We start from the raw sequence: 22,397 nt of genomic DNA on the forward strand, positions 1-22,397 counted from the left end.
CGCTCAACCGGGTTGCGCCGCAGGACGATTCGGATCCAGCACGTCCACGCCGTCGCTGTGCCACGCCTGCCGCATGGCGTCTGCGCCCTTGAGCCGCACCCAGGCCGCCTCGGTCGCGGTGATCGGCGTCGCCGACAGGAAGTACACCGGATCCCGGGGCGATTCCAGCACCAGTTCCGGAATGTCGCTGGGGCCCAACAACGCCGCGGTGCAAGGCGAGCTCCCCGACGGCCGGGCCCAGAGCGGCGAGCCCAGGTCGATCAACGCGTCGGGCGCAAGCACCACCCCCTCGACGGCCGGGGCGGCCGCCAGTATCGCCAGGCTGCGGGCGATGCCGGTGACCGGACCGGGATCGCGCAGGCACAGCACCACCTCGGCGCGCGGGCCCCGCACCGGGTCGGCGACGAGCTGCGCCGGGTCGACCATGGGGTGCCGCGAGCATCCCAGCGACACGTAACGCACCAATCCGCTTGCCGGGTCGCGAAATCGCAGCACCTCCATGGGTTCGGTCCCCAGAAATGTCACGCGCGCCGCGTCGGGCTCCCCACCCATCGACAAGCCGGCGGAGTGAGCACGCAGGTGGGCACGCAGGTGCGCACGCACCCGGTCCAGGATTTCTGTCACTGCCCACCGGCGGGCGCAACGGTGAGGTTGGCCCCGGAGCCGGCGTCGAACACGGCGAGTTTCGCGGTGTCCAAGGCCAGCTCGACCGACTGCCCGATGTGCGCCTTGGACTCGACAGGAACCCGCGCCACGAACTGGTTCTCGTGCCAATCCGTGTCCTGGGCCAACTCCTCCAACTGGAGGGAGTGCACGGCACAACCCGCCGCGCTGAAATACACGTACTTGTCGGCGCCCAGCGACTCGACCAGGTCGGCCTTCACCTCGAAGGTCAGCGCCCTGATGCGCTGATAGCCGTCGATCAACGCGGCGTCGGTCAGATGCTCGGGCCGCACGCCGACGATGACGCTCTCCGGCTGGGGGTGCTGCGCGATCACCTGCAGCACCTCCGGGGTGAGCGGCACCTCGCCGAAGGGCAGCATCAGCCCGAACGCCGTCAGCTTGGCGGGAAAGAAATTCATCGCCGGAGAGCCGATGAACCCCGCGACGAACAGGTTGGCGGGGCGCTCGTAGAGTTCGTCGGGCGCACCGATCTGCTGGGCGACACCGTCGTGCATGACCACCACCCGGTCACCGAGGGTCATGGCCTCGGTCTGGTCGTGGGTGACGTAGACGGTGGTGGTGCCCAGCCGCTTCTGCAGCCGAGCGATCTCCCCGCGCATCTGCACCCGCAGCTTGGCATCCAGATTGGACAGCGGCTCGTCCATCAAAAATGCTTTGGGCTGACGCACGATCGCGCGACCCATCGCGACCCGCTGGCGCTGCCCACCCGAAAGTTGAGCGGGTTTACGGTCCAGAAAATCGGTCAGATCAAGGGTTTTGGCCGTCTCCTCGACCTTCTGGGCGATCTCGTTCTTCTTCATCTTCGCCAGAGTCAACGGGAACGCGATGTTCTGGCGCACGGTCATGTGCGGGTAAAGGGCGTAAGACTGGAACACCATTGCGATGTCGCGGTCCTTGGGCGCCTTCTCGTTCATCCGCCGGCCACCGATGCGTAGCTCTCCCGCCGAGATGTCCTCAAGCCCGGCAATCATGTTCAGCGTCGTGGTCTTACCACATCCGGACGGGCCCACCAGGATAAGGAATTCGCCGTCGGCGATCGTGATGCTCAGGTCGCGCACCGCGCTCGCGCCGTCGGGGTAGCTCTTGCTGACGTGCTCGAGCACGATCTCGGCCATCGAGTCATCCCTTCACGGCGCCGGAAGTCAACCCGGCGACAATTCGCCTCTGGAAGATTAAAACAAAGACGACGACCGGGACGGTGATCACGATGGCGCCGGCTGCGATCGACCCGGTTGGCTCCTCGAATTGCGAACTGCCCGAGAAGTTCACGATCGCCACAGGTGCGGTGATGGCCGCCTTGGTCGCGGTCAGGGACAATGCGAGCAGCAGGTCGTTCCAGGCGAAGATGAACACCAGGATCGCGGCGGTCACCAGTCCGGGCGCCGCCAGCGGGACGATCACCTTCACGAACGCCTGCACCGGCGTCGCGCCGTCCATCGTGGCGGCCTTCTCCAGGTCCCATGGGATCTCCCGGAAGAACGCCGACAAGATGTAAATGGCAAGCGGCAACGCGAACGTGATGTACGGCAGGATCAGCCCCGGCCAGGTGTCGAACAGGCCGACGAAGCGCTCGATGTTGAACAATGGAGTGACCAGCGAGATCGCCGGGAACATGGTGACCAGCAGGGTGGCGCCGACGAACAGGCGCTTGCCCGCAAAGGTGAGCCGGGCAATCGCATAGGCCGCCATCGCGCCCAGCAGCACCGCGATCAGCGTGGTGATCAACCCGATTCCGAGGGAATTGACCAGCGCCGAGGAGAAGAAGTCGCCCCGGAAGATTCCGCGGTAGTTGTCCAAGGTCAGCGATGACGGAATCAACTTGCCGTCCTTGATTGTTGACGTGGACTTCAGCGACAGGCTGCCGATCCACAGGACCGGAACGAGCGCATAGACCACCACCACGGCGTCGACCACGACCCAGAGCGTCGTTCGCCGCGCGTCCATCCGTCTATCGGTCATCGGGGCCACCACCCGGGGCCGCCGCACCGAACACCTTGATGAAGATCAGCGCGATGACGCCCGCGCAGCAGAAGATCAGCACGCTGATCGCCGAACCGAGTCCCACATTGAAGCCCTTGAACAGGTTGTCGTAGCCCAGGATCGACACCGAACCGGTGTTGTTGGCGCCGTCGGTCAACACGTAGACGTTGTCGAAAATGCGAAAAGCGTCCAGCGTGCGGAACAGCAGGGCCACCACGATCGCGGGTTTGATGATCGGCAGGATGACGCGCGTCAGCCGCCGCCAGGCGCCGGCCCCGTCAACCTGCGCGGCCTTCAGCAGATCCTGGGGCACCAGCGCCAACCCGGCCAGCAGCAGCAGCGACATGAACGGCGTGGTCTTCCACACCTCGGCGAGGACGATGATGCCCAGCGACGGGATCTGCTCGGTCAGCGGAGCCCAGTCGTGCGGCAGCAGAGCAGCCAGATAGCCGGTACCCGGCGTCCAGGCGTAGTACCAGCTGTAGGAGGCGACCACCGTGACGATCCCATAAGGGATGAGCACCGCGGTACGCACCAGGCCCCTGCCGACGAGGGTGCGGTGCATCGCCAACGCCAGCGCCAGGCCCAGCACGAACTCGAACGACACCGAAACCACCGTGATCGCGAGCGTCACCGCCGACGCGGTCCACCAGTAGCGGTCGGTCAGGATGGTCTCGTAGTTGCCCAGGCCGACGAACGCGGTGTCCTCGGGGGCGGCCAGGCTGTTGCGCTGCAGGCTCAGCCATAGGGCATAGCAGATCGGATAGGCCGTCACCACCAGCATCAGCAGCGCCGCCGGCGCCACCAGGAGGAAGGCCAGGCGCTGCTCTGAGGCTTCGCGGCGCGTCATGGCAGCAGACCCTCCCCGTTGATGGCCTTTCGCACCTGCCTGGTGAGCTCGTCGGCCGTGCGCTGCGGCTCGATGCCGGTGATCGGGCTCAGCGTCGACGCGAGCCGGATGGCGACCGCCTGGTAGTCCGGCGTCGCCGGCCGCACCGCGGCATGGGTGATCTGCTGACGGATGACGGCGTACATCGGGTACTTGGCCTGGAATTGCGGGTCGGAGTACAGCGAAGTGCGTACCGGGGGCAGCCCGCCTTCGATCGAGATGTATTTCTGGCTCTGGATGCTGCGCAGGCAGCGCATGGCCTCGAAAGCCTCGGCGCGGTGACGTGTGGTGCCGGCTACCGCCAGGTTGGCCCCACCGATCGTCACCCTGGCCGGCCGGCCGGGCGCCACACCGGGGTAAGGCGCGAATCCGAAGACCTTCGTGCTCGCGTCGTAGGCGATGCGGAATTGCTCGTCGTCGGGGACGAAGGCCCCGAACCGGTTGATGCTGCCGGCCAGTGCCGGGTCCTCGTTGAGCGGCAGGAAGCTGACTCCGCCCTTGACCGCGTTCTCCAGCAGGGACGCCAGTACGTAGGGCCAGTTGAGCTCCAGCGCAGCCCTGCCCTGCTCGAACGCCAGCCGGGCGGTGCCCTCGTCGGTGCGGGTGATGGACGGGTCGGCACCCGGGGCGGTGGCCACCGACCTGAGGATGCGCAGCGCGTTGACGGTGGCGGCCCGGTGCGCGGGTGTGTCGGTGAGGGTGACGTGGCGGCCGTCCTCGGAGAGCACCTGACCGCCCCCGCTGACCAGAAGCGTGTTGAACCACACCACCAGACCCTCGTTTTCGTTGGCCTGCACAGCGATCCAGCTGGGCCGTCCCGCGGCTCCCAACGCCGTAGCCTCGGCGACCATGCCGTTCCAGTCGTGCGGCGGTTGCTTCACCAAATCTGCTCGGTACCAGAGCAACTCGGTGTTGGTGGTGACCGGCGCGGCGTACAGCCTGCCCTTCCAGCGCGCCGTCGCAAGCGGTCCTGGCAGGGTGTCGGCGGTGGCGTCGGATTCCGCCAGCCCGGCCGGGTCGTCGGACAGCGGCAGCGCCCAGCCCGCCTCGGCGAACTCCGCCGTCCACACCACGTCCAGCGCCATCAGATCCAGGGAGCGGTCGTGCCCGGTCAGCCGCCGGGCCAGTTGCAGGCGCTGCTCACCGGGGGCCCTGGGCAGACTGATCTGCTGGATGACGAATCTGCCGCCGGCTCGTCGGGTGCACTCGTGGGCGACCGCGGTGAACGTCGCCCCGTCGCCGGCGGGTGTGTACAAGCTGATCACCAGCCCGTGGGCACCGGAACCACAGGCAGGCACGGCACCCGCAGCCGTCGCCAGGGCGGCCGCCAGCACGATCGCACCCAGACAGCGCCCGCGACCGTGCGGCCGGCGGCGCATCGTCATCATCGGCCCCTCGCGCGTTCCCCGGTTCCGTCTCAGATCGCCAGGCGCGCCAACAAGTCCCGCGCCTTCTCCGCGTTCTGCGGGTCGCAGAGCACGTCGTAGCGGCCGGCCACCAGTTGCATCGTGGAGCTGAAATCGCGCGTCCCACGGGCCATCGCATACGGGACCGCGGAGGTGATCAGCCCGAAGAAAACGCCCGCGACCAGCCCGGTGATCAGGGCCGCCCACGGATTGGGGCTGAAAAAGCCCAGCACCAGCCCGATGAACAACCCCAGCCAAGCCCCGCTCAGCACGCCGCCGCCGAGCACTTTGGGCCAGGTCAGGCGTCCGGTGACGCGCTCGACCTGCATGAGGTCCACGCCGACGATGGTCATCTGCTGGACGGGGAAGTCCTGTTCGGAGAGGTAGTCGACAGCGCGCTGCGCCTCGGCGTAGGTGGGATAGGAGCCGACCGGCCAGCCCTTCGGCGGGGTCGGCAAACCGGGCGCGCCACGCCGGCCGGCCGGAGCGCCGGTCGGCCTGTCGCCGGGAACTTGTCCGCGCTGGAATGGACTAGTCATGGGTGCTCATTTTCCTCCGCCTCGGCCTCGCTCACCTTCGCATCCCATCTTCGGCTCTCCCACCCTATCGACGCGACCCCCGGCCACCTGCGAATACGGGAGGCACCCGGTCCGGCCCCGCGCGCGGCGCCGTTCCCCCGGCCGCGGTACCGCGAATTCGGCGCCGCGGTGGCCGTCCTCGCATGGGTTAGGTTGAACCGATGACAGCTCCCGGCGGCGACTTCGGCGAGGGCGCCAACGACCGGGCCGATTCGCGCCCGCCCGGCGGCCATGCCTTCGAGGAGCCGACCCGGCAAGCCGCGTGGGAGCCACCGGGATCCGACCGTCCGCCACCGGCAGATCCAGCCGGTTACCCACCCGGTTACCCACCCGGTTACCCACCCGGTTACCCACCCGGGAATGCGGTGCCCTACTCACCCCCGATGTCGCCGCCGGCGCCCATCCCCGCATACCAGCAGCCACCAGGCCCGCCGTATCCGCCGGCACCGCCACCACCTGGATACGGTCCACCACCCGGCTTTGGTCCACCACCTGGCTTTGGTCCACCACCTGGCTTTGGTCCACCACCTGGCTTTGGTCCACCACCCGACTTTGGTCCACCACCCGGCTTTGGTCCACCACCCGGGTACGGGCCGGCCCCGTACCCGGCGGGCTATCCCCCGCTGCCGGACCACCACGGCGGCTACTGGCCGTCCGGCGACGCAGGGCCCGGAACGAACGGGCTCGCGATCGCTTCTCTGCTGTTGTCTCTCACCGGTCTGCTCTGCTGCTTCATCGGCTCGATCGCGGGCATCGTGCTGGGGGTGGTCGCGCTGAGCCAGATCAAGCGGACCCGCCAGGGCGGCTCAGTCATGGCCGTGGCCGGCATCGTGATCGGCATCGGCGGCCTGCTGGTCGGTTTGGCCGTCGCCGCCGTCACCGTGCATTCACGCTAGCCGCGGGGAAGACTGACTCTGTCCCGCGGTCGTCGGCTGCCTAGGCTCTACGACTATGGCATCAGTCAACAGGGTGTACATCGCGCGGCTGGCGCGCATGCTGGTGCTGGGCCCACTCGGCGAAAACATCGGACGCATCCGCGATGTCGTGGTCAGCATCAGCATCGTCCGACAGCAACCGCGGGTCCTGGGGTTGGTCGTCGATTTGGCGACACGCCGCAGCATCTTCATCCCGATACTGCGGGTCACCGCGATCGAGCCCGGCGTGGTGACGCTCAACACCGGTAACGTGTCCCTGCGCCACTTCGAGAAGCGGCCCGGCGAGGCGCTGGCAATCGGCCAGGTGCTCGACACCCCGGTCAAGGTCAACGACCCCGCCCTGCCCGAATTGGCAGGACTCGAGCTCGTGATCACCGACCTGGGAATCGAGCAGACCCGAACCCGGGACTGGGTCGTGAACAGGGTCGCGGTCCGCGGCCAGCGGCGACTGGGGCGGCGCGGCCCGGTGCACGTGGCGGAATGGCAATACGTGCAGGGCCTGACCCCGTCAGCGCTGGCGATGCCCGGGCAGGGGGTGGCCCAACTGCTCGACCAGTTCCAGGGGCGCAGGGCGGTCGACGTGGCCGACGCCATCCGCGGCCTGCCCCCCAAGCGGCGCTACGAGGTGCTGCGGGCGCTCGACGACGAGCGGCTCGCCGACATCCTGCAGGAGTTGCCGGAGTCCGATCAGGCCGAGGTGCTGTCCCACCTGGGCACCGACCGCTCGGCCGACGTGCTCGAGGAGATGGATCCCGACGACGCCGCCGATCTGCTCGGCGTGCTCAGCCCTACCGACGCCGAGATGTTGTTGACGCGCATGGACCCCGGGGAGTCCGGCCAGGTGCGCCGGCTGCTGACGCATTCGCCGGACACCGCGGGCGGCTTGATGACGTCGAGCCCGGTGGTGCTGGCCCCGCACACCTCGGTCGCCGAGGCGCTGGCCCGGGTTCGCGACCCCGACCTCACCCCGGCGCTGTCGTCGATGGTGTTCGTGGCCCGCCCACCCACGGCCACCCCCACCGGCCGTTACCTGGGCTGTGTGGCGCTGCAGCGGCTCCTGCGCGAACCCCCGGCCGAGCTGGTCGGCGGGATCGTCGACAATGACCTGCTCACGCTGGCACCGGAAACCCCGCTGGTCGCGGTGACCCGCTACCTGGCCGCCTACAACCTGGTGTGCGGGCCGGTCGTCGACGACCAGAACCACCTGTTGGGAGCCGTCACCGTGGACGACCTGCTCGACCACCTGCTCCCCCACGACTGGCGCGTGGACATGCAGCGACTGGATGCGGCCCGGCTCGAGGGGTTGGGAGGGTCCGCGTGAGCAAATTCCCGGCACCGCGAGGGCTGTACACCCCGCGCACCTCCCGCCGGTACTCGCCGCACCTGGACCCCGAGGCCGTCGGACAGCTCACCGAGTCCATCGCACGGTTCTTCGGCACGGGCCGCTACCTGCTGCTGCAGACGATCGCGGTGATCGCCTGGATCGCGGTGAACCTACTGGCAGCGACGGTGCGCTGGGATCCCTACCCGTTCATCCTGCTCAACCTTGCGTTCTCCACGCAGGCCGCCTACGCGGCGCCGCTGATCCTGCTGGCCCAGAACCGGCAGGAGAACCGGGACCGGGTCGCGCTCGAGGAGGACCGTCGCCGCGCCGCGCAGACCAAGGCCGACACCGAGTTTCTGGCCCGTGAGCTGGCGGCGCTGCGCATCTCCGTGGGCGAGGTAGTCACCCGGGAATACCTGCGTGACGAGCTGGATGACCTGCGGGCGAAACTCGACGCACTGGCGCCGGAACCGACGGGCGCCGACGCGGTCGGCGCCGGCGACGGTCAGGGCTACAGCTCTAAGAATTCGGGGTGAGAGCAGAACTGACCATTGCGCCACTCGCGTCACAAGAGTTATGTATGGTGATCTGGTTCACGAAGGTAATAAGAACTGGCTACGGCCACGTCACATTGCTGAGGACGGTCGAGTGGGCATTGGGGGACGCTGGAGTCGCCGCAATCGACGCCCGTCCGCGGCTGCGGACCGGCCGCGGCCGCACCGGCTGACACGGACGCCGGCATTCGGTATCGCCGTCATCGCTCCGCTGATCCTCGCGAGTGCCGTCGGTGGCCAAGCTCCGCCTCGACAGGGCCAGCCCCCGCCGAAGAGCACAGCTATCACACCGATGGCCGCCGTCTCGCCCGCCGTTCCGGGACAGCACGGCCCGGCCGTCGTCGCCTCCGAGCGTGAGCCGACCGCGTTGCACATCGCCGAGGGCGCGCTGGCGGTACCACCGTCGCCCACGATCGTGAACGCGCCGGGCGCGCTGGGCATCCCGAAGACGGCGCTGTCGGCTTACCGCAACGCCGAACAGAAGATGGCCGTCTCCGATCCGAATTGCGGCATCAGCTGGAACCTGCTGGCCGGGATCGGTCGCATAGAATCCGGGCACGCCGGCGGTGGTGCCGTCGATGCGCGCGGCACCGCGGTCACGCCGATCTACGGCCCCGCGCTGGACGGCACCCTGCCCGGCAACGAGGTCATCATCGAGAGCAATGTCGGCAACCGCGTGACGTACGCCCGCGCGATCGGCCCTATGCAGTTTCTGCCCGGAACCTGGGCCCGGTACGCCTCGGACGGCGACGGCGACGGCTTGGCCGATCCGCAGAACCTGTTCGACTCGACGCTGGCCGCAGCACGATACCTGTGCAGCGGGGGCCTCAACCTGCGCGACCCGTCGCAGGTGATGGCCTCCATCCTGCGCTACAACAACTCGTCGGCCTACGCCCAGAACGTGCTGGGCTGGGCGTCGGCCTACGCGACCGGAGTGGTACCGGTCGATCTGCCTCCGATGACCGGGCCGCCGCCCCCGCTCGGCGATGCCCACTTGGAGCACCCGGAAGGGCTCGGACCCAACCTGCCGATGAACATCAACGGCCTGGGGAGCGACGACCCGCAGGCGCGCACACCACTCATCGACCTCACCGGGCAGCAGGCCAGCGGCCTGCAGCCCATGTTCCCCTGGCTGCCCGCGCCGCAGTCGCCACTGCAGAGCCGGCTGCCGGGCTGCACGGTGATCTGTATCAGTCAACAGGCACCGCCGCAGGCCCTGCCGCCGTGGATGGCACCGCCACCACCCAACCTGGCACCGGCCCCACCACCCATGATGGCCCCGCCGCCTCCGCCGCCGTGGATGGCACCGCCCCCCAACCCGGCACCGGCGCCCGCACCGGGCGGCTGACACCCGGCCGTCCGGAACCGCCGCCTACACTCGGCGGTGATGTCACCTCATAACACCGACGACCTGACCGCAGCCATCCGCACGGCGCTGGGCAAGGTGATCGACCCCGAACTGCGGCGCCCCATCACCGAGCTGGGGATGGTCAAGAGCATCGACATCGAGCCCGACGGAGGTGTGCACGTCGGGGTCTACCTGACCATCGCCGGCTGCCCGAAGAAGAGCGAAATCACCGAGCGCGTCACCAGCGCGGTGTCCGACGTTCCCGGCACCGGCGCGGTGCGGGTCAGCCTGGACGTCATGAGCGACGAGCAGCGCACCGAACTGCGCAAGCACTTGCGCGGTGACGCCCGCGAGCCTGTCATCCCGTTCGCCCAGCCGAACTCGCTGACCCGCGTCTACGCGGTCGCCTCCGGCAAGGGCGGGGTGGGAAAGTCCACCGTGACGGTCAACCTCGCCGCGGCGATGGCCGCCCGCGGGCTGTCGGTCGGCGTGCTCGACGCCGATATCCACGGCCATTCCATCCCGCGGATGATGGGCACCACCGATCGACCCACCCAGGTCGAGTCGATGATCCTGCCGCCGATCGCGCACGACGTGAAGGTCATCTCGATCGCCCAGTTCGTCGAGGGCAACACTCCGGTGGTGTGGCGCGGGCCGATGCTGCACCGGGCCTTACAGCAGTTCCTGGCCGACGTGTACTGGGGTGACCTGGACGTGCTGCTGCTCGACCTGCCGCCGGGGACCGGAGACATCGCCATCTCGGTGGCGCAGCTGATCCCCAACGCGGAGATCCTGGTGGTGACCACGCCGCAATTGGCGGCGGCCGAGGTCGCCGAACGGGCCGGCAGCATCGCCCTGCAGACCCGCCAGCGCGTCGTCGGCGTCGTGGAGAACATGTCGGGGCTGATGCTGCCCGACGGATCGACCGTGCAGGTGTTCGGCGAGGGGGGCGGCCAGCAGGTCGCCGAGCGGTTGTCTCGCGCGGTCGGCGCCGACGTGCCGTTGCTGGGCAAGATCCCACTGGACCCCGCACTGGTGGCCGCCGGTGACGCAGGCACCCCGATCGTGCTGAGCGCACCCGGCTCACCGGTGGGCGAGCAGCTGAGCCGTGTCGCGGACGTCCTGTCCTCGCGGCGGCGCGGCCTGGCGGGTGTGTCGCTGGGTCTGGACCCCACCCGGCGCTGACCCTCGAATTAGGCGCTTGTGTGTCTGCTCGGGCGACGAGAAACGAGAAATAACTAGGTCGCGTCGGTGTCGAACGGAGTGGGACCGGGGTCGTGCTGTTCGGCCGCGAAAGTCGGCCCGACCGGTCGCGCAGACGCGGCGGCAGACGTGGCGACAGTCCCGTTGACCGGTCTGACCGGCCCGTCAAAATTGCCGGTGAAGAAGGAGTCGTCGCCGTCGAGTAGGTGCTTGGTCAACGCGGCGCGCGGCGTCATGCCGCGCAGCTTGTGCAGCTCGCTGATCGGACCGCGCAGGTCGTCGAACTCGGGCCCGATGTCCTCGCGCAGCTGGTTGGTCACACCGCTGAGGTAGTCGCGCGTCTGCCGCAGCGTGGTGGCAGTCCAGCGGATGGCTCCCGGCAGCCGCTCCGGGCCGAGGATCACCAGCCCGACCACCACGAGGACGAGCATCTCGCCCCAACCGACGTTGGCGAACATCTATCCGGTATCGGGTTCTGGCTTGACCGTCAGCGTGACATGACGGCCGTCGCGAACGACCTCTACCGGGGCGTCCTGGCCGATCTTCAGCTGCCGCACGGCCACGACGAACTCGTCGGAGTCGGCCACGGTGCGGTTACCGACCTTGACGATGACGTCGTTTTCCAGGATCCCCGCCTTCTGCGCCGGGCTTCCCGCCTTCACATTGGCGACCTGGGCGCCGGAGGCTATCGCGTTGCTCACCGACCTTGTGCTGATGCCCAATGTCGGGTGAACGATCTTTCCGTCTTTGATCAGGGTCTCGGCGACTTGCCTGGCCTCGTTGATCGGAATGGCGAAGCCCAGCCCGCTCGCGCTGTCCGACAACGACTTGCCGGCGGTGTTGATGCCGATCACCTGGGAATCCATGTTGATCAGCGGACCACCGGAGTTGCCGTGGTTGATCGAGGCATCGGTCTGGATGGCGTCGATGACGGTGTCGGTGTCCGACCCCTCACCCGACAACGGGACGGGTCGGTGCAGCGCGCTGACGATGCCTTGGGTGACAGTGCTGCGCAGCCCCAGCGGGGCGCCGGCGGCGAGAACCTCGTCGCCGACGCGCACCTCGGCGGAGTTGCCGAGGCGAGCCACCGTCAGGTTGTCGACGTTGTCGACCTTCAGCACGGCCAGATCGGTCTTGGGGTCACGCCCCACGAGGTTCGCGGGCACTTCCTTGCCGTCGTTGAACACCACGGTGGTCTTGAACTGGCTGGGGTTGTTGGCGGCTTCGGAGATCACGTGGTTGTTGGTCAGGATGTAGCCGCGGCCGTCGATCACGACGCCCGAGCCCTGCAGACCCTCCTGGTCGCTCTTTGATTCGATGGTCACCACGGAATCGGCGGTCGCCGCCGCAACCTTGGCGAACCGGCCGGCCGGACCTTGCGGATTGTTGTCGGTGGCCAGTGTCACCCTCGAGGTGGTGAACGCCTCGACCACCTCGGCTGTCTTGCGTCCGATCACACCGCCGATCACACCGATCAGCAGCGCGATCATCGCCAGGACGGCCAGGGCACGGTAAGACACCCGGCCGCCGAACAGGACGTCGCGCACGCCGAGCTTGCCGCGGTACCCGGGAGCGGCCTGCGGCGCCGCCGGCGCTACCGCCGGGGTCCCGAGCGCGGCGCCAGACCCGGGATCGCGCCACGGGTCGTAGACGTCGTCGGACCCGGCGCCGTTGCGTTCGCCGTCCAGCGCGCCGGCATCGATCGGGTGGCGCTGCAGCGAGTCGGGAACTCCGACCGGCCGGCCGAACGCCTCCTGCAGCACCGGATCAGCCTGTTGGTCCTCGGACCTGAATTCACCGTGGTCGCGGTACTTCGCCGGTCGCACGCGCTCTGCCACAAAAGACCCGCGCAGTCCGGCGGGGCGACCGAACGCCTGCCGCGCTGCGGGATCGACCGGTGGCCGTGAGATGGGTCGCGGCGCCAAACGCGGCGCACTGTTTTTGCCGCTGTCTTGTTCGCCGCTGTCTTGTTCGGAGGTCACATCATCCTCTTTTGGATCCTCTTCTGAGCACGTGAGACAGCCCATTGTGCGGGGCGATGACGGGGACCGGCATGGCCCGTATCGCTACCCAGTATCCATGCCTGCCGGTCGTTCCGCGTGCGCGCCCACGGCGGGCCACCGGTTCGTGGGGCAACCTACCGGCGCTTGCGCTGGTCGCGCGCATCGCCGTCGGCGAAACCTTCCGATGGCGACGCGTCGTCGGGAGAACAGCGCGGGATGTCGGACAGCAAGCCCAGCAACGTGGCGGGGATCCGGATCGGGTGCGACTCGCGCAGCGCGGCACGCGCCCGGCTCTGGCCGTCGACTTCCGACGCGCACTGCGGACACAGGGACAGGTGGTGCGCGGCGCGCAAGTGCGCGTTCATCCGCAGCTCACCGTCGACGAAGGCCACGATCGCCTCGGCGGACAGGTGCTCGGTGGAGCCGAATTGGCGGGGCGCACCGACCGGCGCTCGCTCTGGGAGGCGAACTGGGAGGGCAGCCAGGAGAACGCGCGGCGGAACACATGTCCCCGGTCGGCCATCGCCAGTTCCCTTCGTCGCCCCGCACTTCAGATCTCAACGGATCTCAACCATCTCGAATGTAGCGCGACGTCGTGTACTCGAGCCCGTCCCCGCCCCGCAATACTGCTGGTTTTTCGGGGCGAGGTCATCGTCGGGCCGCGTTCGAGCGGGCGTTCCAACCCGGAATCGGTTGCCGCGGGCGACCTGTCGACCTACGCCGACCTGGTGGCGTCGGCGGGGCTGCCATGGTCGTTGTGGGCGGCCAGGTAGTCGCGCAAGGCCTGACGTCCGCGGTGGATGCGGCTGCGCACGGTGCCCAGCTTGACGGCCAGCGTCGCGCCGATTTCCTCGTAGGACAGACCTTCGATGTCACACAGCACCACCGCGGCACGGAACTCCGGCGGCAACGAATCCAGAGCGGCCTGCAGGTCGGGGCCGAGCCGGGCATCGTGGTAGATCTGCTCGGGGTTGGGATCGTCGGCGGGCACCCGGTCATAGTCGTCGGGCAATGCCTCCATCCGGATGCGGGCGCGGCGCCGCACCATGTCGAGGAACAAGTTCGTGGTGATGCGGTGCAGCCAGCCTTCGAATGTCCCGGGCTGGTAGTTCTGCACCGACCGGAATACCCGGATGAACGTTTCCTGGGTCAGGTCCTCGGCATCCTGCTGATTTCCGGACAGCCGGTAGGCCAACCGGTACACCCGGTCGGCGTGCTGACGGACCAGTTCGTCCCACGAGGGCATCGTCGACTTGTCGCCGGTCGCGTCGAACACCGCGGTGCCCTGCGGTTCGTCGCAGGTCTCCACCCATTTGTCGTCGGGAAACTCCTGGGCGTGGGACATACTGGCCGGGCTCAAGAGCGTGGTGATGATCGAATCCTCCCAACTCGGTCTGCCGATGATCGGCATTTCGTCACTGGCGGCAACACGAAGCTGCCGATCCCTATTCCCGGTCCATCGCCCTCCGCGTTCCATAGAGCTTACGGTCGCGCACCGGGGTGTGTGCGATATGTGAGTAATCTGAGTTGACGCTGAGAAACGTTATCGTTACCTGCGTTGTGCAGGTGATATACGCGGCGAGACGACCTCAAACCCGCCCGTTCCGCTGGGCGTGTCGCAGGGGTCGGGTCAGGCGCGCCTGAGCGACTGCGCCACGGATTCGGCATACGCTGCGGACATGGACGGCACCGGTAGCAGCCCCGTCACCTCCGACCAGCCCGCGGTCAGCTCCGACCAGCCGGCCCCGGGCCGGGCCGAGTCGCTGTTCGCGCACGCCGAGGATTCGATCACGGAAGACGCGATCCTGGCCGCCGCCCGCGAGCGCGCCGTGGACATCGGTGCGGGCGCGGTGACACCCGCGGTCGGCGCGCTGTTGAGCCTGCTGGCCAAACTCGGCGGCGGCAGGGCGGTCGCCGAAGTCGGCACCGGCGCGGGGGTGAGCGGACTGTGGCTGCTCTCGGGCATGGGCGATGACGGCGTGCTGACCACGATCGACATCGAGCCCGAATATCTGCGACTGGCCAAGCAGGCGTTCTCCGAGGCCGGCGTGGGGCAGTCACGCACCCGGCTGATCAGCGGTCGCGCCCAAGAGGTCCTCACCCGACTCGCCGACGAGTCCTATGACCTGGTGTTCATCGACGCCGACCCGATAGACCAGCCCCACTACGTGGTCGAGGGGGTGCGCTTGCTGCGCTCCGGCGGCGTCATCGTCGTGCATCGAGCGGCCCTGGGAGGGCGGGCCGGCGACCCCTCGGCACGCGACCCCGAGGTGGTGGCGGTCCGCGAGGCGGCGCGGCTCATCGCCGAGGACGAGCGGCTCACCCCCGCACTGGTGCCTCTGGGTGACGGGCTGCTGGCCGCCGTCCGCGACTAATTTCCGCCACCGGACGCAAAAGCCCCCGACACGCCGAGCGTGCGGGGCTTTTGCGTCTTCTCGCCGCGCCTCCTTGACCTTGACGCCGGGCTGAACGCGCGTTTAGTCTCCTGAACATGCGTTCAGCCGATCTGACCGCCGCCGCCCGGATTCGTGACGCGGCCATAGCGCAGTTCGGCGAGCACGGGTTCGGCGTGGGCCTGCGCGCGATCGCCGAAGCGGCCGGCGTCAGCGCCGCCCTTGTCATCCACCACTTCGGCTCCAAGGACGGGCTGCGCAAGGCGTGCGACGACTACCTCGCCGAAGAGATCCGCAGCGGCAAGCTGGAGGCGATGCGGTCCCCCGATCCGGCCTCGTGGTTCGCGCAGATGGCCGAGATCGAGTCCTACGCGCCGTTGATGGCCTACCTGGTGCGCAGCATGCAGGCCGGAGGCGACCTGGCAAAGACACTGTGGCGCAAGATGATCGACAATACCGAGAGCTACCTGGACGAGGGCGTGCGGTCGGGAGTGCTCAAGGGAAGCCGCGATCCCCGGGCCAGGGCGAGATACCTGTCGGTCACCGGGGGCGGCGGATTCATGTTGTATCTGCAAATGCACGACACCCCAACGGATCTGCGTGCCGTGCTACGCGACTACGCCCGCGACATGATGCTGCCCGCGCTGGAGATCTACACCGAGGGACTGATGGCCGATCGCACCATGTACGACGCATTTCTGTCCGCAGCTGAAGAAGGAGAATCCCATGCCGGTTGAGCAGGTTGCGCCCATCGAAATCCGTGGGCTGAGCAAACACTTCGGCGCGGTGCGGGCGCTGGACGGCCTGGATCTCACGGTGCGGGCGGGCGAGGTGCACGGCTTTCTCGGCCCCAACGGCGCAGGCAAGTCAACCACCATCCGCATCCTGCTGGGCCTGGTGAAGTCCGACGGCGGCAGCGCGCGGTTGCTGGGCGGTGACCCGTGGACCGGGGCCGTCGACTTGCACCGCCGGATCGCCTATGTGCCGGGCGATGTCACGTTGTGGCCCTCGCTGACGGGCGGCGAGACCATCGACCTGCTGGCCCGGATGCGCGGTGGCATCGACGGGAAGCGCCGCGCGGAGCTGATCGAGCGGTTCGACCTCGACCCCCACAAGAAGGCCCGCACCTACTCCAAGGGTAACCGCCAGAAGGTGTCCCTGATCTCAGCCCTCTCGTCGCACGCCGAGTTGCTGCTGCTGGACGAGCCGAGCAGCGGCCTGGACCCGTTGATGGAGAACGTGTTCCAGCAGTGCGTCGGCGAAGCCCGCGACCGCGGGGTGACGGTCCTGCTGTCCAGCCACATCCTGGCCGAAACGGAAGCACTGTGCGAACGCGTCACGATCATCCGGGCCGGCAGAACCGTCGAGAGCGGGTCCCTGGCCTCCCTGCGCCACCTCAGCCGCACCTCGATCAGGGCCGAAATGACAGGCGATCCCGGCGATCTGACCCGGATCCGGGGAGTCGAGGACGTCATCGTCGAGGGCAACACGGTGCGCGCCCAGGTCGACAGCGAAAGCCTCGGCGAACTCATCCGGGCGCTCGGCCACGCCGGCGTGCGCAGCCTGATCAGCCAGCCGCCGACGCTCGAGGAGCTCTTCCTGCGCCACTACAACACCGCGGAGGTTTCGGCGTGATGGGCACCGCGGAGGTTTCGGCGTGATGGGCACCGCCACCGTGGACCGGCCACATCCCGCAACGCACCGGGCACCGCAACGCTTTTCGAAATTCGCCGGCACGCTGGGAATGCTGCGGCTCTATGTGCGCCGCGACCGGGTCTCCCTGCCGCTGTGGGTGCTGCTGTTGTCCGTGCCGTTGGCCACGGTCTACATCGGCAGCATCGAGAAGGTCTACCCCACCCAGGCCGCCCGCGCCGCACTCGCGGCCTCCATCATGGCCAGCCCGGCCCAGCGGGCACTCTACGGACAGGTCTACAACGACAGCCTCGGCGCGGTCGGCATCTGGAAGGCGGGGATGTTCCACGTGCTGATCGGGGTGGCCGTCATCCTCACGGTGATCAGGCACACCCGCGCCGACGAGGAGACGGGCCGCACCGAGTTGGTCGACTCGACCGCGGTGGGCCGCTACGCCAGCCTGAGCGCGGCGCTGCTGCTGTCGTTCGGGGCATCCGTGGCCACCGGCGCGATCGGTGCGGCCGGCCTGCTCGCCACCGCCGTGCCGGCCGGCGGGTCGCTCGCGTTCGGGGCGGCGCTGGCCGGCTCCGGCGTGGTGTTCACCGCCGTGGCCGCGGTGGCCGCGCAGCTGTCGTCGAGCGCGCGGTTCGCGCGCGGTGCCGCGTTCGCCGTGCTGGCGGCCGCGTTCACGGTGCGCGCCATGGGCGATGCCGGTGACGGCACACTGTCGTGGCTGTCGCCGCTGGGTTGGTCGCTGCAGGTCAGGCCGTATGCGGGCGATCACTGGTGGGTGTTGGCGCTGCACCTGGCGGCGGCGACGGTGCTCACAGCGGTGGCGTATCGACTGCTCGCCGCGCGCGACGTCGGCGCCGGACTGCTGGACGAGCGCGCCGGTCCCGGATCCGCGGCACCGGAGTTGGGCAACGCCTTCGGGCTGGCATGGCGGCTGGACCGCGGCTCGCTGCTGCTGTGGACGGCCGGGCTGTGCCTCTACGGCCTGTTGATGGGCAGCGTGGTGCACGGCATCGGCGACGAGCTGGGCGGCAGCCAGCTGGCGCACGACATGGTGGTGCGCATGGGCGGCACCGCCGCCCTCGAGGAGGCGTTCATCGCGGTGGCGTTCACCATGATGGGCATGGTGGCCGCCGCGTTCGCCATCTCGCTGACCTTGCGGCTGCACCAGGAAGAGTCCGGCCAGCGAGCGGAGACGACCCTGGCGGGTGCCGTGTCGCGAAGTGGCTGGCTGGCAAGCCATCTGGTGGCCGCGCTGGCCGGATCCGCGGCGGCGATGCTGATCAGCGGCGCGGTGGGCGGACTCGTCTACGGCGTCGCCGCCGGCGACGTCGGCGGCAAGCTGGCGGTGGTGACCGGAACCGCCCTGGCACAGCTGCCGGCGGTGTGGCTGCTCGCCGCCGTCACGGTCGGGTTGTTCGGTCTCACGCCCCGTTTCGCACCGGCGGCGTGGGGCGTGCTGGTCGCCTTCGTCGCCGTCTACCTGATGGGTTCACTGGCCGGGTTCCCGCAATGGTTGCTCGACCTGGAGCCTTTCGCCCACATCCCGCGCGTCGGCGGCGACTTCACCGCGATGCCGCTGCTGTGGTTGCTGGCGATCGACGGCGCCCTGATCATATTGGGCGACATCGCTTTTCGACGCCGCGACCTGCGTTGCTAGGAGGATAGTGCAGACCGCCATTCGGCTGACGGCATCCTCGATTCTGGGGCTGGCCGCATTCGCCTTGCTGCTGTTCGTACCGGCCGGCACGCTCGACTATTGGCAGGCCTGGGTTTTCATGGCCGTGTTCACGGCGGCGTCCCTGCTGCCGACGATCTACCTGGCGCGGACCCGTCCCGCCGCCCTGCAGCGGCGCATGCATGCCGGGCCGCGGGCCGAGACGCGAACGGCCCAGAAGATCATCATCACCGGCTCGTTCGTGACCCTCTTCCTGATGGCGGCGTTCAGCGCATTGGACCATCGCATGGGCTGGTCGGGCGTGCCAGGGTGGCTGTGCGTGCTCGGTGACGTCCTGGTCGCGGCCGGGCTGACCGTCGCCATGCTGGTCATCGTCGAAAACGGCTACGCCGCAGCCACCGTCACAGTCGAGGCAGGCCAGCGACTGGCCTCCGGCGGTCTCTACAAGTTCGTCAGGCACCCTATGTACGTCGGGAACGTGATCATGATGGTCGGCATGCCGTTGGCGCTCGGCTCCTACTGGGGTGTCGCCTTCGTCATCCCGGGGATCGCGGCCCTCGTCTTCCGCATCCTCGACGAAGAAGAGTTGCTCAGCCAGGAGTTGGCCGGCTATAGCGAATACCGGAAGCGGGTGCGGTATCGATTGTTGCCTCATGTCTGGTAGGGGACCGGTCTAAGGTATCGGCGTGACCCGAAACCCGGCGCCCGCGCTTGACCGGCCGTGGCGGCGGTCCGGCGCCCTGCGGTATGCGCTGGACCGGATCCGCCGCCTCGTCAAACCGCCCGTCACCGTCACCGACCCGCCGGCCGACGTCGTCGTCGACCGTGACGTCGCGGTCGCGACCCGTGACGGAACCACCTTGCGGATCAACGTCATTCGAAAGGCTGGTGACGCGCCCCGGCCGGTGGTCCTGAGCGTCCATCCCTACGGTAAGGACAAGCTGCCGGCGCGACGGGGCAACAGGTGGACGTTCTCGGCGCAATACCGCATGCTGCGCCAACCACAGCCGGTGAGGTGCTCGGCGCTGACCGGCTGGGAGGCGCCCGATCCGGCGTGGTGGACCGCGCGCGGCTTCTCCGTCGTGAACGCCGATGCGCGCGGCTGCGGCAGGTCCGACGGCACCGGCAAGCTGTTGTCGCGCCAGGAGGCCGAGGACACTTACGACCTCGTGCAGTGGATCGCCGGCCAGCCCTGGTGCGACGGCCGGGTCGTCATGCTCGGGGTGTCCTACCTGGCCATGAGCCAATACGCCGTCGCGGCCCTGCAGCCCCCGGCACTGCGGGCGATCTGCCCGTGGGAGGGCCTGACCGACGCGTACCGCGACCTCATGTTTCCCGGCGGCGTGCCGGAACGCGGGTTTGCCCGCCTGTGGGGTCGCATCGTCGCCCGGACGACTCGGCAGACGTACGACCTGGCACGGATGCAAGACGAGCACCCGCTGCGCGACGAGTTCTGGCGCTCACTGGTGCCCGACCTGTCCACGATCAAGCTACCCATGCTGGTGTGCGGCAGCTTCTCGGACAACAACCTGCACAGCCGCGGCTCTATCCGGGCGTTTACGCACTGCAGCTCCGGCCACGCCCGCCTCTACACCCACCGCGGCGGGAAGTGGGCCACCTTCTACTCCGAAGCCGCGCTGGCCGAGCAACTGGAGTTCTTTCGCGGGGTGCTGGACGGCACGCCCGAGTCCCGCAGTGTCCGCCTCGAGGTGCGCGAGGACCGCGACACCGTCACCGCGGTACGCGAAGAGGCGGAATGGCCGCTGGCCCGCACCCGCTGGCGCCCTTTGTATCTGGCCGGAGCCGGGGTACTGGCCACAGAACAACCTTCGACGGCGGGCAGCGTTACATTCGAAACCCGATCTCGTGCGGCGGCGTTCACTTGGACGATACCTGCGGACATCGAGTTGACCGGCCCCATGGCGGCGCGGCTGTGGGTCGAGCTGGATGGCTGTGATGACGCGAACCTGTTCGTCGGCGTGGAGAAGTGGCGCTTTAGCCGGTTCAGGGGCCGGTTCAGGGGCCGGTTCGTCGGATTCGAGGGGTCCTACGGCTACGGGCGCGATCGGGTGAGCACCGGGTGGCAGCGGGTGTCGCTGCGCGCACCGGACTCCGAGCTGTCGCGGCCGTGGGAGCCAGTGCCGGCATGCACCCAACCGCAACCCGTCTCCGCCGGCGAGGTGGTGGCGGTCGACGTGGCACTGGGACCGTCGGCGACGCAGTTCCGCGCCGGCGAGCGCCTGCGGCTGGTGATCGCCGGGCGTTGGCTATGTCCCCGCAACCCGCTCACCGGCCAATTCCCGGCGGCCTACGCCAGCTCGCCGCGCGGCCGGGTCACGTTGCACTGGGGGCCCGATCACGACGCACACCTGCTGATCCCGGAGATCCCCTGAGCCCGCGCTAGATCCAGACGCCCTTGCCCACCGCGACCACGCCACCGGCGCTGACCGCAAACCGCTCCCGGTCCCGGTCCAGGTCCACCCCGACCATCTCCCCGGGCCCGACTACGACGTTCTTGTCCAGTATCGCGTGGCGCACCACCGCGCCGCGGCCCACCCGCGCGCCCGGCATGATCACGCTGCCCTCCACTATCGCACCGTCGTCGACCACGACGTTGGACGACAGCACCGAGTTGCGCACCGACGCCGCCGAGATGATGCTGCCGGCTCCCACCACCGACTCCTGCGCCGAGCCGCCGTTGACGAACTTCGCCGGTGCCAGGTTGTCCGACTCGCCGCGGATCGGCCAGCGCTTGTTGTAGAGGTTGAAGACCGGATGCACCGACACCAGATCCATGTGTGCGTCGTAGAAGGCGTCCAGCGTCCCGACGTCGCGCCAGTAGGCCCGGTCGCGGTCCGTGGCTCCGGGCACCTCATTGTCGTTGAAGTCGTAGACCGCTGCCATTCCGTCGTTGACCAACCGCGGGATGATGTCGCCACCCATGTCGTGATCGGAGTGGTCGTCGTCGGCGTCGGCGCGGATCGCGTCGATGAGCACCTTGGTGGTGAAGATGTAGTTGCCCATCGACACGAACGTGGAGTCCGGGTCGTCAGGGGTTCCCGGCGGGTCCAGCGGCTTCTCCACGAACTCGCGGATGCGGCCGGAGTCGTCGGCGTCGATACACCCGAAGGCGGTGGCCTCGCTGCGCGGGGCGCGGATACCGGCCACCGTCGCGCCGGCCCCGCTGTCGATGTGGAACCGGACCATCTGCTCTGGGTCCATCCGGTACACGTGGTCGGCGCCGAAAACGACGATGTAGTCGGGGTCTTCGTCGTAGATCAAATTGAGTGACTGATAGATCGCATCGGCCGAGCCGGTGTACCAGCGCGGGCCGAGTCGCTGCTGCGCCGGCACCGGCGTGATGTACTCACCGGCCAGGCCGGACAACCGCCAGTTCTGCGAAATGTGACGGTCGAGTGAATGCGACTTGTATTGCGTGAGAACACAGATCCGCAGGAATCGGGCATTCACCAGATTGGACAGCACGAAATCGATCAGGCGGTAGGCACCGCCGAAGGGAACTGCGGGCTTGGCCCGGTCCGCGGTCAGCGGATACAGCCGCTTGCCCTCACCGCCGGCCAGGACAATGCCCAGCACGTGTGGCGCTTCCCTCATGGCACAAACCTATCGGCCGTTGCGAACCCCTGCCAGGGGGTCCTCGACTTTTGCCGTTCTGACGGGCTGTCCGTCAAGGTATTTGGCTCGCCCGGACCGCACCGCGGCCCACCGTCCCCGCCTCGTCGCCGCGCCGGGCCGCGTCCTCCGGCCGCTCCTCGGC

At 68.6% G+C, this 22,397-nt stretch carries 21 protein-coding genes and 1 pseudogene; 11 read left to right on the forward strand and 11 right to left on the reverse strand.

The features are described 5' to 3' along the window. Positions 1-3: 3 nt before the first annotated feature. Genes AC2VOK_RS07745 through AC2VOK_RS07770 form a run of 6 tightly spaced genes read right to left on the reverse strand, consistent with a single transcriptional unit; the run spans position 4 to position 5,498 of the window. Entirely contained in the window at positions 4-624 is a 621-nt protein-coding gene (locus AC2VOK_RS07745; RefSeq protein WP_428899944.1) for a suppressor of fused domain protein, read from the reverse strand. Further along, positions 621-1,799 (reverse strand): ABC transporter ATP-binding protein, encoded by a 1,179-nt coding sequence (locus tag AC2VOK_RS07750; protein WP_428899945.1) that lies wholly within the window; start codon positions 1,797-1,799, stop codon positions 621-623. The genes AC2VOK_RS07745 and AC2VOK_RS07750 overlap by 4 nt, the downstream gene beginning before the upstream one ends. A 4-nt stretch (positions 1,800-1,803) precedes the next feature. Further along, the gene (locus AC2VOK_RS07755; RefSeq protein ID WP_428899971.1) at positions 1,804-2,628 is read right to left on the reverse strand and encodes a carbohydrate ABC transporter permease; all 825 of its coding nucleotides are present in this window, start codon (positions 2,626-2,628) and stop codon (positions 1,804-1,806) included. A gap of 4 nt (positions 2,629-2,632) precedes the next feature. Then, positions 2,633-3,514 (reverse strand): carbohydrate ABC transporter permease, encoded by an 882-nt coding sequence (locus AC2VOK_RS07760; RefSeq protein ID WP_428899946.1) that lies wholly within the window; start codon positions 3,512-3,514, stop codon positions 2,633-2,635. After that, positions 3,511-4,932 (reverse strand): extracellular solute-binding protein, encoded by a 1,422-nt coding sequence (locus AC2VOK_RS07765; RefSeq protein WP_428899972.1) that lies wholly within the window; start codon positions 4,930-4,932, stop codon positions 3,511-3,513. The genes AC2VOK_RS07760 and AC2VOK_RS07765 overlap by 4 nt, the downstream gene beginning before the upstream one ends. 38 nt (positions 4,933-4,970) lie before the next feature. After that, entirely contained in the window at positions 4,971-5,498 is a 528-nt protein-coding gene (locus AC2VOK_RS07770; protein WP_428899947.1) for a YflT domain-containing protein, read from the reverse strand. Positions 5,499-5,698: 200 nt separating this feature from the next. Between AC2VOK_RS07770 and AC2VOK_RS07775 the strand changes: the two genes are divergently transcribed. The 5 genes from AC2VOK_RS07775 (at position 5,699) to AC2VOK_RS07795 (ending at position 10,883) form a co-directional block, all read left to right on the forward strand. After that, a complete protein-coding gene (locus AC2VOK_RS07775) occupies positions 5,699-6,433 on the forward strand; it encodes a DUF4190 domain-containing protein (protein ID WP_428899948.1) in 735 nt (244 codons plus the stop codon). 55 nt (positions 6,434-6,488) lie between these two features. Beyond that, positions 6,489-7,793: a magnesium transporter MgtE N-terminal domain-containing protein gene (locus AC2VOK_RS07780; RefSeq protein WP_428899949.1), complete on the forward strand. Its 1,305-nt coding sequence runs from the start codon at positions 6,489-6,491 to the stop codon at positions 7,791-7,793. Continuing rightward, positions 7,790-8,332 (forward strand): DUF1003 domain-containing protein, encoded by a 543-nt coding sequence (locus AC2VOK_RS07785; protein WP_428899950.1) that lies wholly within the window; start codon positions 7,790-7,792, stop codon positions 8,330-8,332. The genes AC2VOK_RS07780 and AC2VOK_RS07785 overlap by 4 nt, the downstream gene beginning before the upstream one ends. A 112-nt stretch (positions 8,333-8,444) precedes the next feature. Next, complete coding sequence (locus AC2VOK_RS07790) at positions 8,445-9,698, forward strand: lytic transglycosylase domain-containing protein (protein ID WP_428899951.1); 1,254 nt, start codon at positions 8,445-8,447, stop codon at positions 9,696-9,698. A 39-nt stretch (positions 9,699-9,737) separates the two neighbouring features. Beyond that, positions 9,738-10,883 (forward strand): Mrp/NBP35 family ATP-binding protein, encoded by a 1,146-nt coding sequence (locus tag AC2VOK_RS07795; RefSeq protein ID WP_428899952.1) that lies wholly within the window; start codon positions 9,738-9,740, stop codon positions 10,881-10,883. Positions 10,884-10,936: 53 nt separating this feature from the next. Here AC2VOK_RS07795 and tatB read toward each other — a convergent pair whose 3' ends face one another. From tatB to sigE, 4 genes and pseudogenes are all read right to left on the reverse strand, one after another. Then, positions 10,937-11,359, reverse strand: coding sequence for a Sec-independent protein translocase protein TatB (gene tatB, locus AC2VOK_RS07800; RefSeq protein ID WP_428899953.1), 423 nt, complete (start codon positions 11,357-11,359; stop codon positions 10,937-10,939). After that, complete coding sequence (gene htrA / locus AC2VOK_RS07805; RefSeq protein ID WP_428899954.1) at positions 11,360-12,928, reverse strand: serine protease HtrA; 1,569 nt, start codon at positions 12,926-12,928, stop codon at positions 11,360-11,362. It abuts the gene before it with no gap. Between the two features lie 110 nt (positions 12,929-13,038). After that, a pseudogene (gene rseA, locus AC2VOK_RS07810) lies at positions 13,039-13,427 on the reverse strand (anti-sigma E factor RseA). 192 nt (positions 13,428-13,619) lie between these two features. After that, on the reverse strand, positions 13,620-14,381 hold the full coding sequence (sigE, locus tag AC2VOK_RS07815) for an RNA polymerase sigma factor SigE (protein ID WP_428899955.1): 762 nt from the start codon (positions 14,379-14,381) through the stop codon (positions 13,620-13,622). A 202-nt stretch (positions 14,382-14,583) separates the two neighbouring features. On the opposite strand from sigE, the gene AC2VOK_RS07820 reads away from it, so the two are divergent. The 6 genes from AC2VOK_RS07820 to AC2VOK_RS07845 all read left to right on the forward strand — a co-directional run bounded on the left by AC2VOK_RS07820 (position 14,584) and on the right by AC2VOK_RS07845 (position 21,012). After that, positions 14,584-15,279, forward strand: coding sequence for an O-methyltransferase (locus AC2VOK_RS07820; RefSeq protein WP_428899956.1), 696 nt, complete (start codon positions 14,584-14,586; stop codon positions 15,277-15,279). A gap of 116 nt (positions 15,280-15,395) precedes the next feature. Next, a complete protein-coding gene (locus AC2VOK_RS07825; protein WP_428899957.1) occupies positions 15,396-16,034 on the forward strand; it encodes a TetR/AcrR family transcriptional regulator in 639 nt (212 codons plus the stop codon). Continuing rightward, positions 16,024-16,932 (forward strand): ABC transporter ATP-binding protein, encoded by a 909-nt coding sequence (locus AC2VOK_RS07830; RefSeq protein ID WP_428899958.1) that lies wholly within the window; start codon positions 16,024-16,026, stop codon positions 16,930-16,932. Before AC2VOK_RS07825 ends, AC2VOK_RS07830 begins: the two co-directional genes overlap by 11 nt. 25 nt (positions 16,933-16,957) lie before the next feature. Next, positions 16,958-18,601 carry an ABC transporter permease gene (locus AC2VOK_RS07835; protein ID WP_428899959.1) on the forward strand — a complete coding sequence of 548 codons (1,644 nt, stop codon included), beginning with the start codon at positions 16,958-16,960 and terminating at the stop codon, positions 18,599-18,601. Positions 18,602-18,608: 7 nt separating this feature from the next. Beyond that, on the forward strand, positions 18,609-19,283 hold the full coding sequence (locus AC2VOK_RS07840) for a methyltransferase family protein (RefSeq protein ID WP_428899960.1): 675 nt from the start codon (positions 18,609-18,611) through the stop codon (positions 19,281-19,283). A 22-nt stretch (positions 19,284-19,305) separates the two neighbouring features. After that, the gene (locus AC2VOK_RS07845; protein ID WP_428899961.1) at positions 19,306-21,012 is read left to right on the forward strand and encodes a CocE/NonD family hydrolase; all 1,707 of its coding nucleotides are present in this window, start codon (positions 19,306-19,308) and stop codon (positions 21,010-21,012) included. Between the two features lie 7 nt (positions 21,013-21,019). On the opposite strand, the gene glgC is transcribed toward AC2VOK_RS07845, so the two are convergent. Further along, positions 21,020-22,234, reverse strand: a complete 1,215-nt coding sequence (gene glgC / locus AC2VOK_RS07850) for a glucose-1-phosphate adenylyltransferase (RefSeq protein ID WP_428899962.1) — start codon at positions 22,232-22,234, stop codon at positions 21,020-21,022. Positions 22,235-22,397: the final 163 nt, after the last annotated feature.

It is taken from the genome of Mycobacterium sp. TH-M116, assembly GCF_057473685.1.

What these genes read in the sequence shown, in the direction of transcription:
- AC2VOK_RS07760 (WP_428899946.1), bottom strand. Translation starts at nt 3,514, where the DNA reads ATGACGCGCCGCGAAGCCTCAGAGCAGCGCCTGGCCTTCCTCCTGGTG.
- tatB (WP_428899953.1), bottom strand. Translation starts at nt 11,359, where the DNA reads ATGTTCGCCAACGTCGGTTGGGGCGAGATGCTCGTCCTCGTGGTGGTC.
- AC2VOK_RS07780 (WP_428899949.1), top strand. Translation starts at nt 6,489, where the DNA reads ATGGCATCAGTCAACAGGGTGTACATCGCGCGGCTGGCGCGCATGCTG.
- htrA (WP_428899954.1), bottom strand. Translation starts at nt 12,928, where the DNA reads ATGGGCTGTCTCACGTGCTCAGAAGAGGATCCAAAAGAGGATGATGTG.
- AC2VOK_RS07770 (WP_428899947.1), bottom strand. Translation starts at nt 5,498, where the DNA reads ATGACTAGTCCATTCCAGCGCGGACAAGTTCCCGGCGACAGGCCGACC.
- AC2VOK_RS07755 (WP_428899971.1), bottom strand. Translation starts at nt 2,628, where the DNA reads ATGGACGCGCGGCGAACGACGCTCTGGGTCGTGGTCGACGCCGTGGTG.
- AC2VOK_RS07775 (WP_428899948.1), top strand. Translation starts at nt 5,699, where the DNA reads ATGACAGCTCCCGGCGGCGACTTCGGCGAGGGCGCCAACGACCGGGCC.
- AC2VOK_RS07830 (WP_428899958.1), top strand. Translation starts at nt 16,024, where the DNA reads ATGCCGGTTGAGCAGGTTGCGCCCATCGAAATCCGTGGGCTGAGCAAA.
- AC2VOK_RS07750 (WP_428899945.1), bottom strand. Translation starts at nt 1,799, where the DNA reads ATGGCCGAGATCGTGCTCGAGCACGTCAGCAAGAGCTACCCCGACGGC.
- AC2VOK_RS07835 (WP_428899959.1), top strand. Translation starts at nt 16,958, where the DNA reads ATGGGCACCGCCACCGTGGACCGGCCACATCCCGCAACGCACCGGGCA.
- glgC (WP_428899962.1), bottom strand. Translation starts at nt 22,234, where the DNA reads ATGAGGGAAGCGCCACACGTGCTGGGCATTGTCCTGGCCGGCGGTGAG.
- AC2VOK_RS07820 (WP_428899956.1), top strand. Translation starts at nt 14,584, where the DNA reads ATGGACGGCACCGGTAGCAGCCCCGTCACCTCCGACCAGCCCGCGGTC.
- AC2VOK_RS07795 (WP_428899952.1), top strand. Translation starts at nt 9,738, where the DNA reads ATGTCACCTCATAACACCGACGACCTGACCGCAGCCATCCGCACGGCG.
- AC2VOK_RS07765 (WP_428899972.1), bottom strand. Translation starts at nt 4,932, where the DNA reads ATGCGCCGCCGGCCGCACGGTCGCGGGCGCTGTCTGGGTGCGATCGTG.
- sigE (WP_428899955.1), bottom strand. Translation starts at nt 14,381, where the DNA reads ATGGAACGCGGAGGGCGATGGACCGGGAATAGGGATCGGCAGCTTCGT.
- AC2VOK_RS07825 (WP_428899957.1), top strand. Translation starts at nt 15,396, where the DNA reads ATGCGTTCAGCCGATCTGACCGCCGCCGCCCGGATTCGTGACGCGGCC.